Source organism: Streptomyces sp. NPDC055025 (assembly GCF_053608565.1).
Map to the genome: position 1 here is coordinate 1 of NZ_JBSGVS010000129.1, position 9,007 is coordinate 9,007.

Annotated in this window: 5 protein-coding genes; 3 read left to right on the plus strand and 2 right to left on the minus strand. The window is 67.6% G+C overall.

Features of this window, described 5'->3' with window-relative positions; genetic code table 11:
• Positions 1-80: 80 nt before the first annotated feature.
• Positions 81-3,179 (minus strand): discoidin domain-containing protein, encoded by a 3,099-nt coding sequence (locus ACWGDX_RS38795; protein ID WP_453633455.1) that lies wholly within the window; start codon positions 3,177-3,179, stop codon positions 81-83.
• 537 nt (positions 3,180-3,716) lie between these two features.
• Between ACWGDX_RS38795 and ACWGDX_RS38800 the strand changes: the two genes are divergently transcribed.
• Positions 3,717-4,892 (plus strand): acyl-CoA dehydrogenase family protein, encoded by a 1,176-nt coding sequence (locus tag ACWGDX_RS38800; protein WP_453633457.1) that lies wholly within the window; start codon positions 3,717-3,719, stop codon positions 4,890-4,892.
• A gap of 734 nt (positions 4,893-5,626) precedes the next feature.
• A complete protein-coding gene (locus tag ACWGDX_RS38805; protein ID WP_453633459.1) occupies positions 5,627-7,051 on the plus strand; it encodes a flavin monoamine oxidase family protein in 1,425 nt (474 codons plus the stop codon).
• A gap of 178 nt (positions 7,052-7,229) precedes the next feature.
• Here ACWGDX_RS38805 and ACWGDX_RS38810 read toward each other — a convergent pair whose 3' ends face one another.
• Positions 7,230-8,102, minus strand: coding sequence for an NAD(P)-dependent oxidoreductase (locus tag ACWGDX_RS38810; protein WP_453633461.1), 873 nt, complete (start codon positions 8,100-8,102; stop codon positions 7,230-7,232).
• Between the two features lie 168 nt (positions 8,103-8,270).
• On the opposite strand from ACWGDX_RS38810, the gene ACWGDX_RS38815 reads away from it, so the two are divergent.
• Entirely contained in the window at positions 8,271-8,882 is a 612-nt protein-coding gene (locus ACWGDX_RS38815; protein WP_453633463.1) for a TetR/AcrR family transcriptional regulator, read from the plus strand.
• The last annotated feature ends 125 nt before the right edge of the window (positions 8,883-9,007 follow it).

Genomic DNA, 9,007 nt, shown 5'->3' on the forward strand with positions numbered 1-9,007 from the left:
GGCCGGCGTTCCGCCGGCCGGGGCTGTCGCGTACGGCCTGTCCTCGTGGTGGCCAGGGCCGTAGAGAGGGCCGAGAGGACCTAGTTCCAGCCGGTCAGTCCCGCGCCGTAGGGATAGAGCGGGTTGCCGTAGGTGGTCGGCACCGGCTGGCCGGCGTCGATCTTCGCCCTGATGTCCGCGCGCTCGGCGTCCGTGGCGCCGAGGTCGTAGGGAAGATCCCACTTCTCGTTCGCGTCCGCCTGCACATCACCGCCGCCCGGCTTCACGATCTGGTCGAGGCTTCTGGGCAGCTGCCAGGGAAGCTTGCCCTTGGGCGTGTAGTCGCCGAAGAGCAGGGAGGCCGTGGCCGGTCCCACCTCCTCACCGCCCCGGTAGGTGACCACGATGGCGTCCGCCAGACCGTTCCACTCGCTGATCACGATGGGCCGGGGCAGTGTCAGCACCACGACCACCGGGATCCCCTGGTTCTTGAAGTTCTGGATCAGGGCGAGCTGGTCCGCCGGCAGATGCGGCTGGAGGTTCGGCCACGCGGTGGCGTGGGTGTAGGAGGGCTCGCCCACGGCCACGACCGCGAGCTTGGGCGACGGTCCGGTGTCCTGGTAGACATTGACACCGGCGGTGGAGGCCCTGGCTCTGATGGCTTCCAGGGTGGTCTGCGAACCGTAGTTGGGGTGGAAGTAGCTGGACCAGATGCAGCACGCGGCGCCGTCGGTGGCACGGGCACCGGCCACCACGATGTTGTCACCTCGGTTGAGCCTGACCGGGAGCACACCGTTGTTCTTGAGCAGTGTGTTGGACTCGCGCGCGGCCTGGTTGGCCAGCGCGACATAGCTGGGCTGGTGGAAACGGTAGGGGCCGTTCACCGGGTCGCCGTAGGGGCTCTCGAAGACCCCGAGCTGGAACTTCAGCCGCAGGACCCGGGCCACCGCGTCGTTGATCCGGGCGAGCGGCACCCGCGCCTGGAAGTCCGCCATGGTGAACCCGGTCGCGCCCGGGTCGGCTCCGCCCATCACATCGGACCCGGCGTTGGCCGCGTTCACCCAGGCACCCGAGGGCAGCCAGTCGGTGGTGATGAGTCCGGTGTAGCCGAGGTTCTGCCGCAGATACGCGAGGATCTTGGCGCTGTCACCCGCGCCCGGCCCTCCCGGGTCGAGATAGGAACTGCCCGCGTACCCCGGCATGATGTTGACGGCCCCGGCCTCCATCGCCGCCCGGAACGGAATCATGTGGTACTTGATGGTCACCCCGTCGTAGACGATGCCCGCCTCGCCGCCGGCGCCTTCCCCGGGCCAGTGCTTGACGGTCGCGAGGACCGAGGCGGGATTGAGTTCCGGTCCTCCCTGGAGACCGGCCACCAGAGCCCGGAGCTGAGCCGCCACGACATCGGCGTTCTCGCCGCCGCCCTCCTGGATACGGGGGTAGAGCACCTTCGTGCCGACCTCCGCGAGCGGGGAGAGCGTTCCGCGCGTGCCGACCTCCAGCTGCTCCTTGCGCTGCATGTCGCCCAGCTGGTGGTCGAGCGCGTAGTTCCTGTTCGCCGCGAGTGTGCTCTGCAACGGATAGGTGGTCTGGTAGCCGGCGGTGGTGTCACCGGCGGAGACGGGCGGGATGCCCAGTCTCGTGGCCGCCGTGGAGAGCAGGATGTCATGGAGATCGGCCGGCTGGGCCGGTCCGAAGTGCCAGCCGGACCTCGGGTACGACTGGACGTTGTAGAACATCTGATAGGCCTTCTCCTCCGGCGTCATCCTGCCGAGGAGATCACTGACCCGGGTCTCGACCGGCAGACGCCAGTCCTCGTACGGCTCGGTGCTGCCGTTCCTGTTGAGGTCCCGGGCGCCGTTGACGATGCCCACACCGTCGTCGACGGTCTCGACGGCGGGCAGATAGACACTGAGGGAACGGATGTTGGAGGTGGTTTTCGCACCGGAGCCGCTCACCGCGACGACGAACCACTTGTAGGTCCACCGGTCGGTGATGTCCCAGGTCGGTGTGTAGGTGGTGCCGGTGGGTTCGGCGACCTTGGTGTAGAGATCGAGCAGATTGCCCGAGGCGGCGAAGTCGTAGTCGGTACGCGTGACATTGAGCCACAGCTCGTAGCGGACGGCGCCCTGGACGGGCGCCCAGGAGAACGCGGGCCTGCGGGTGTTGGTGATCATGGCCCGGTCCGCGGGTGCGGACAGCGCGAACTGGTTCAGGGTCGCGGGCGCCTTGGTGGGGCCTGAGAGCAGGGGCGCGGTGGCGGAGGAACCGTCGACGGAACCGAAGACCTGGAACTCCCACAGCGAGAAGCCGTAACCGGTCGCCCGTACCGTGCCGTACATCCGCACATAGCGGGCCTTGCCGGTGATGTTCAGCTTCTCGACACCGCCCTGTCCTGTGGCGGTGGTGTGGACGGTGGACCAGGTGGAGCCGTTGTCGGACAGGTCGATGCGATAGCCCCGGGCGTACGCCGACTCCCAGTTGAGCTCGATTCCGCTGATCGTGGCCGACCCGCCGAGATCCACCTGGAGCCACTGGTTGTCGGCGAACTGGCTCGACCAGCGGGTGTCGCTGCGCCCGTCCAGCGCCGCCGCGGGCGCGTTGGCGCCCTCCCAGGTCGAGGCGGACACCTGCTTGTAGGCCGAGATGGGTGTTCCGGTGGGACCGCCGCCGGTGCCGCCGGTCGAACCGTAGACCTGGAACTCCCAGAGGGAGTAGCCGTAACCGGTCGCCCGTGCCGTGCCGTACATCCGCACATAGCGGCCGGACCCGCTGACGGTGAGCGTCTGGCTGCCTCCGGGACCGGCCGTCGTGGAGTGGATGTCGGTCCAGTTCTGGGCGTCGCCCGACACCTGGATCTTGAACGAAGTGGCGTACGCCGTCTCCCAGTTGAGGACGACGGAGCTGATGGCGGCGGTGGCACCGAGGTCGATCTGGAGCCACTGCGGATCGGCGGCGGCGCTGGACCAGCGGGTCCCCGCGTCGCCGTCGACGGCCGCGGAGGCGGGGGTGCCGGCGTTCTCGGTCGAGGAGGTCGTGACGGGTTTGCCCTGTGACAGCAGGGTGTCGGCCGCCTCCGCGCTGCCGGCCGATGTCCCGACGGTGCCGCCCATCGCGAGACTCAGCACGGCGGCCAGGGCGATCAGCGGTCTGCGGCGCCGGGCGTTTCCACGTGCGCGTAAGAAGGACAGGACGCTCATACATGTCTCCACGGGGTGCGGTGCGTGTCCACCACAACGCCGTGGCACGGTCAGCGACGGCACGCGAAGGGTGGCTGTCGGTGGCTCCGGACTCAACGCTCCGTGACGGGAACATCGTCGGAGAGCGCTCTCCCGTGAGGGTGCCCGCGTGGCTGACCACTGTCAACCCTTGTCACACGGCACCCGCCCGCGCGAAGCCGTCACGGCGCGGCACCCCTCGATGCCGTGGAAGCCCGCCGAAGCCCGTCAAAGCCCCGCCGAACGGCCTCAGCGGCGGGGCATTCACCTCATGGGGGAATTCCCCCGGTGCCGGACGGTCGATGTATTCGGCCGACAGGAAGCGCTTTCCCCGGTTATCAACCGACCCTCCATCATTCGGTAACCGGATAATGACGGCGAGGCTGATGAAGGATCAATTACCGGAGCATGACCGGACGACGGAAGCAACTCCCATACCCCGCCGGTAGGGTGACCCGCGGCAGTTGTCGAGGGAACGCTGACCTCGATCTACACATTGTGATGATTGGAGGAGGCAGTATGACCACATCCCAGGAGAACCTCGCGGTGGTGCTGGATGCCATCAGGAAAATCTCTCCCGCGCTTCGGGAGAACAGCAGAACCGCGGAGTCCCAGCGCTGGATAACGGAAGAAAGCATCGAGCTGCTCAAGGAGGCCGGCGTCTTCCGTGTCGCGGTCCCGGAGCGTTTCGGCGGACTGGACCTTCCGGCGGCCGACCAGGCCGAGGTCCTGTCCGAGATCGCACGGAGTTGCGGTTCGACCGGCTGGGTCGCGTCGGTCTGGATGTCCAGCACCTGGATCGCGAGCCTGTATCCGGACAAGGCGCAGGAGGAGATTTTCGCGAACGGATCGGTCCGGATCTCCGGTGGTTTCACTCCGTCCGGAACACTCAAGGCGACCGACGGCGGGTACATCCTGAATGGGAGCTGGCGTTTCAACACCGGCGTCCGGGGAGCCGAATGGAACATATGCGCCGCCATGGCGGAGCTTCCCGACGGAGAGCATGAAGAACTCTTCGCGATCGTGCCGATCTCGGAGGTCTCCGTCGCCGACGACTGGGACACCTTCGGCGCGGCGGGAACGGGAAGTGTCACCTCCACGGTGAAGGACGTATTCGTCCCGGCTCACCGTGTGGTCGACGCGACGGTGTACGACGCGTCGACCCGTGACCGCTGGAACGCGGACATCAACGGCCGTAACTACAATCTCATCAGCTACATTCTGGCGACCTGCGCGCCGGTGTACATCGGACTGGCGAAAGCCGCGCTCGATCTCTTCGTCGAGCGGCTCCCCGGCAAGGGCATCACCTACACGGAGTGGACGGAGCAGAGCCTGCACCCGTACACCCAGGTGCAGGTGGCGACGGCCGCGAACAAGATCGCCGCGTGCGAGGCGCTCCAGCGGGTCTGGCTGGAGAGCATCCAGTCCCGGGAGGACGCCGGCGAGAAGATGACCGTCGAGGCCAAGGCCGCCGTACGCGGTCAGGTCGGTTATGTCGTGCAGACGGCCAAGGAAGCGGTCGAGGTCCTATACAACATCAGTTCCGCCTCGACGATCGCCCGCGCCAACGCGTTCCAGCGCGTCTACCGGGATATCGCGGCCCTTTCGCTGCACGGTCTGCTGACCCCCGTCAGCTCGCTGGAGGCACATGGCCGAGTACTCCTCGGACTGGAGCCGGGTACGGAGTACATCTGATGCCCGCCGGCGTACGTCCCGCCCTCTCCGGCCCCTGACCCGTTCGTATTCCGGCCCCGCGCCGCAACTGCCGGTTCCCTGATCCATGAGTGCCCCCGGTCCTTCGACCGGGGGCATTTGTGCTGCCGTCGGGCATTCGGGACACCGAGTACGACGGCGGCACCGTCCCCGACCTCAGAGAGTGCGGTCCGCTTCCCAGAGAGTATTTATGCGAAACCTGAATGTGCGGAAAATTACCGGGCAATGAGCGGCCATAGTCCACTCGGTGACAGGCGCCCTTTACAGTCTTGGACAAGGCTTCGGCGCAAAGAACAAGGACGTTTTGCGCCGAGCCGTGCACGGGGGGAACAGCAATGACCAGACAGATCCGGGAGCACCCCGGAAGCACAGAAGACGAACACTTCTCGTACGGCGGTCCCGTCCGAAGGCAGTGCGGCCTTCCACTCGATGACGTGATGCCTGCCTCTCACCGACTTACGCTCCGTTTCCTGGGGGAATGACGGCGCGCGACTCATTCGGCACCCGCTCATCCACGCAGAGCGCCGAGACATAGGCCAAAGACACCGTGACGACGAGCTGTCGCAGCGCGTCTCCGGTGTGCCTCTGCATCGCACACAGACCGACGGGCCATGGCACCGCAGACATCAGCCGATGCCGCGCGCCCGCCTCATTCGGTGTGCGTTCCTCCGCCTGATGGCGAAAAACCGACAACCAACATCTGTGGAGTACTTCGCATGTCTTTCCGTGGCACTGAATCCAACGGTCCGGCCGAGCGCCGGTTCGACCGCCGCAGTCTTCTCAGGGCGGCCGGCGCGACCGCGCTGACCACCTCGCTCATACCGGCCACGGCCGGTGTGGCCCGAGCCAAGGAAGCCGTGCCGGTGGACGCCATCGTCATCGGCGCCGGATACGCGGGCGGCACCGTGGCGAGAGAGCTCGCCCTCCAGGGCCTGAGGCCGCTCGTGCTCGAAGCCCGCAACCGGATCGGCGGCCGGATCTGGACCTCGACCTTCGCCGGCGCGCAGGTCGAGGTCGGGGGGAGCTGGCTCGGTCCCCAGCAGCCCCTGGTCCACAAGGAACTCCAGCGCTACAACCGGAGCACCTTCGAGGACGTCGTCGCGGAGCAGATGGTCCTGCCCGGTGACCAGGGCTTCGAGGTCCTGCCTCCCGAGGACGCGTTCGCCGCTCTCGGTCAGCTCTGGGGGGAGTTCTACTCGGGATCGGAGAACTACTTCGAGCGGCCCGCGGAACCGCTGTTCCGCTCGGACCTGCTGGCGTCCGTGGACCCGCTCTCGCTGTCCGACCGGCTCGGACAGCTCCAGCTCTCGCCGACCGAGCTGAAGTGGCTCAACAGTGAGACGTCCGTGTACTCGGGCGGGCCCAGCACCCGGGGCGCGCTGACCGCCATGGCCCAGTGGATCCAGCTCTCCGGCGGCTCGTACGGCACCTACTCGACCACGATGAGCCTGCGGCCCGTGGGCGGGATGACCGCGCTGCTCCAGGCCATGTTCAACGAGTCGCAGGCCGACATACGTCTCAACTCCCCGGTCAAGAAGGTGACCGAGTCGAGCGGGCTGGTGACGGTCGAGACCACATCCGGTGCCAGGTTCGTCTCGCCGGTGGTGGTCGTGGCCACACCCGCCAACGTGTGGAAGAACATCACGTTCAACCCGGGACTGCCCACCGCGCACACCCAGGCCACCACCCAGGGCATCGGTGTTCCCCACGCCACCAAGATGTGGGTCCAGGTGCAGGGGAACGTCCCGGCGACGGCCGCTCAGGCTGGCGAGGGCTCCCCGATCCTGATGATGGTGCCGCAACAGCAGCTCGCCGACGGCCGGTTGTTCATCTGCTTCACCGGTCCGTCGCTGAACGTCAGCAGCGCCACGGATGTACGGGCGGCCGTCCAGCAGTTCCTTCCCGGTGCCACGGTCCTGCGCTACCAGGCGATGGAGTGGGCCAAGGACCCGTACGCGGGAGGCGGCTGGGGTCTGCGCCGGCCCAATCAGCTTCTCCAGCTCTTCCCCGGGATCGAGCAGCCGCACGGCCGGATCGTGTTCGCGGGTGCCGATATCGCCACGGGCTGGCACGGCGCGTTCATCGAGGGAGCGATCGAGTCCGGCTTCCGGGCGGCCCAGCAGGCGGCGGCGCTGGCCTGACGGGACCGACCGGACTGACGGGACCGACCGGCCTGAGGGGACCGGCGGACCGTCAACGGCGCCCGCCGACGGCCGGATGAGGCGTCGCGGAAGGCACTGAGAGCGGGACCGGTCCCCGGACCGGGTCCGGGTCTCCGGGGAGCATGCCCCCGGAGACCCGGGCCAGGTGTCCGGGATGTCAGACCGCCGGCTTCTTGAGCACCTCGATGAGGCTGGAGAAGCTGTTCTCGGCGAAGCCCTTCTCCATGCCCGCCTTGAAGATCTCGGCGACGGCGGCCGGCAGCACGGTGCTGACGCCCGCGTCCTGGTGCGTGTGCAGGACGTGGTCGACACTGGCCGCCCCCATCGCGAGCCGGTCCACGTCGCCCGGGTAGTCCGCGGAGTCCACGTGCTGGGCGTACAGCTCCAGGAAGTGCGGCATCATCGACGTCATCATCGTGGCGTAGGGCAGCAGTTCCTTCGCCGAGACACCGTTGGCCTGGCCCAGCGCGAGGGTCTGGTAGTAGCTCAGCATCGTGGTCCAGAAGATGGTCATCTGGGCCTGGTAGTACATGGCCGCGAGGCCGGCGTCCTCGCCGCGGTAGTCCGCGTTGGTGAGAACCTTCAGGGTGTCCTCATGGGCGTCGAAGACGTCCTTGGGACCGCTGTAGTAGGTGGAGGACTGGGGCTGGCCGATCAGCGGCGGCGGCACCTGCACACCACCGGTGAGGTGCTTCGCACCGTGCTTGGCCGCCCACTTGGCCGCCTCGCGGGCCTTGTCCGGGGTGTCGGAGCTGAGGTTGGCGATGACCTTGCCGGACAGGGAACCCGTCACCGGCTCAAGAATGGCGTACACCGCGTCGTAGTCCGTCAGGCTGAGCACGATCAGCTCATTGGCGCTGAGCGCGTCCTCGACGGTGGGAGCCAGTACGGCACCCCGGGCCACGAGCGCCTCGGCCTTGCTGGCGGTCCGGTTCCACACGGTCACCTCGTGGCCGTTGTCCAGGAAGGTGTTCACCATCGCCTGGCCCATCGGGCCCAGACCGATGACCGTTACCGACTGCTTGCTCATCTGGAGCTCTCCTTGATTCAGCACGTATGAGCCGCGCTGCCGCCGCTCAGGCATGGGGATGGATGGAGCGGCGGCAGGCGACCAGCTCGATTCACTAGAACGAGCGATCTATCCAGTGACAATGTATCAGGCTTCCAGAACGATCGCTCTATCAAGTAGATTGATGACATGGAGACCAAGCCGCAGGGTGTGAGCGCCACGGACACGGAGGCCGCTGTCGGCACGCGCGAGCGCGTGGTGCGCGCCGCGTCACGGCTCCTCCAGCGGCAGGGGTACGAAGGCACGGGGATCAAACTGATCGCCCGGGAGGCGGGGGCCACGCTCGGTTCCGTCTACCACTTCTTCCCCGGCGGCAAGGAGGAGCTGGCCGTCGCGGCCATCCAGCACGGCGACCAGGAGTTCGCCGACACGCTGAGGACCGGGCTCGGCAGCTCGGACGATCCGGCCGTCGCGGTGGAGAACTGCGCCCGTCTGCTCGCCACCGCGCTGCGCGAGTCGGACTGGACCGACGGCTGCCCGGTCACGGCGACCGCCCTGGAGACCCTCGGCCGCACGCCCCGTATCCAGGAGGCCTGCTACGCGGCGCTGCGGAACTGGCAGGAGGTGCTGTCCGCCAAGTTCCGTGAGTGCGGCTTCGGTGAGAAGGAGGCGGAGGATCTCGCCTGCACCGTACTGGCCTCCCTGGAAGGGGCCGAGGTGACCTCCCAGGTCTTCCGGAGCGAGCAGCCCCTGCTCACCGCGGGGCGGCACATGGCTCAGCTGATCGGATCCCAGGCCTAGACCTTGTCCGCGCGGGCCCTTTTCGTACGCACGCGACTTCCGTACCGCTCGGCTTCCGTACCGCTCAACTTCCGTACCCGCGGCCGCGTGGACGGCCGGAGGGGGGAGCGTCCTGTCGGGACGCT

Coding starts and splice junctions, on each gene's coding strand:
- ACWGDX_RS38795 (WP_453633455.1), bottom strand. CDS start 3,179: ATGAGCGTCCTGTCCTTCTTACGCGCACGTGGAAACGCCCGGCGCCGC.
- ACWGDX_RS38810 (WP_453633461.1), bottom strand. CDS start 8,102: ATGAGCAAGCAGTCGGTAACGGTCATCGGTCTGGGCCCGATGGGCCAG.
- ACWGDX_RS38800 (WP_453633457.1), top strand. CDS start 3,717: ATGACCACATCCCAGGAGAACCTCGCGGTGGTGCTGGATGCCATCAGG.
- ACWGDX_RS38805 (WP_453633459.1), top strand. CDS start 5,627: ATGTCTTTCCGTGGCACTGAATCCAACGGTCCGGCCGAGCGCCGGTTC.
- ACWGDX_RS38815 (WP_453633463.1), top strand. CDS start 8,271: ATGGAGACCAAGCCGCAGGGTGTGAGCGCCACGGACACGGAGGCCGCT.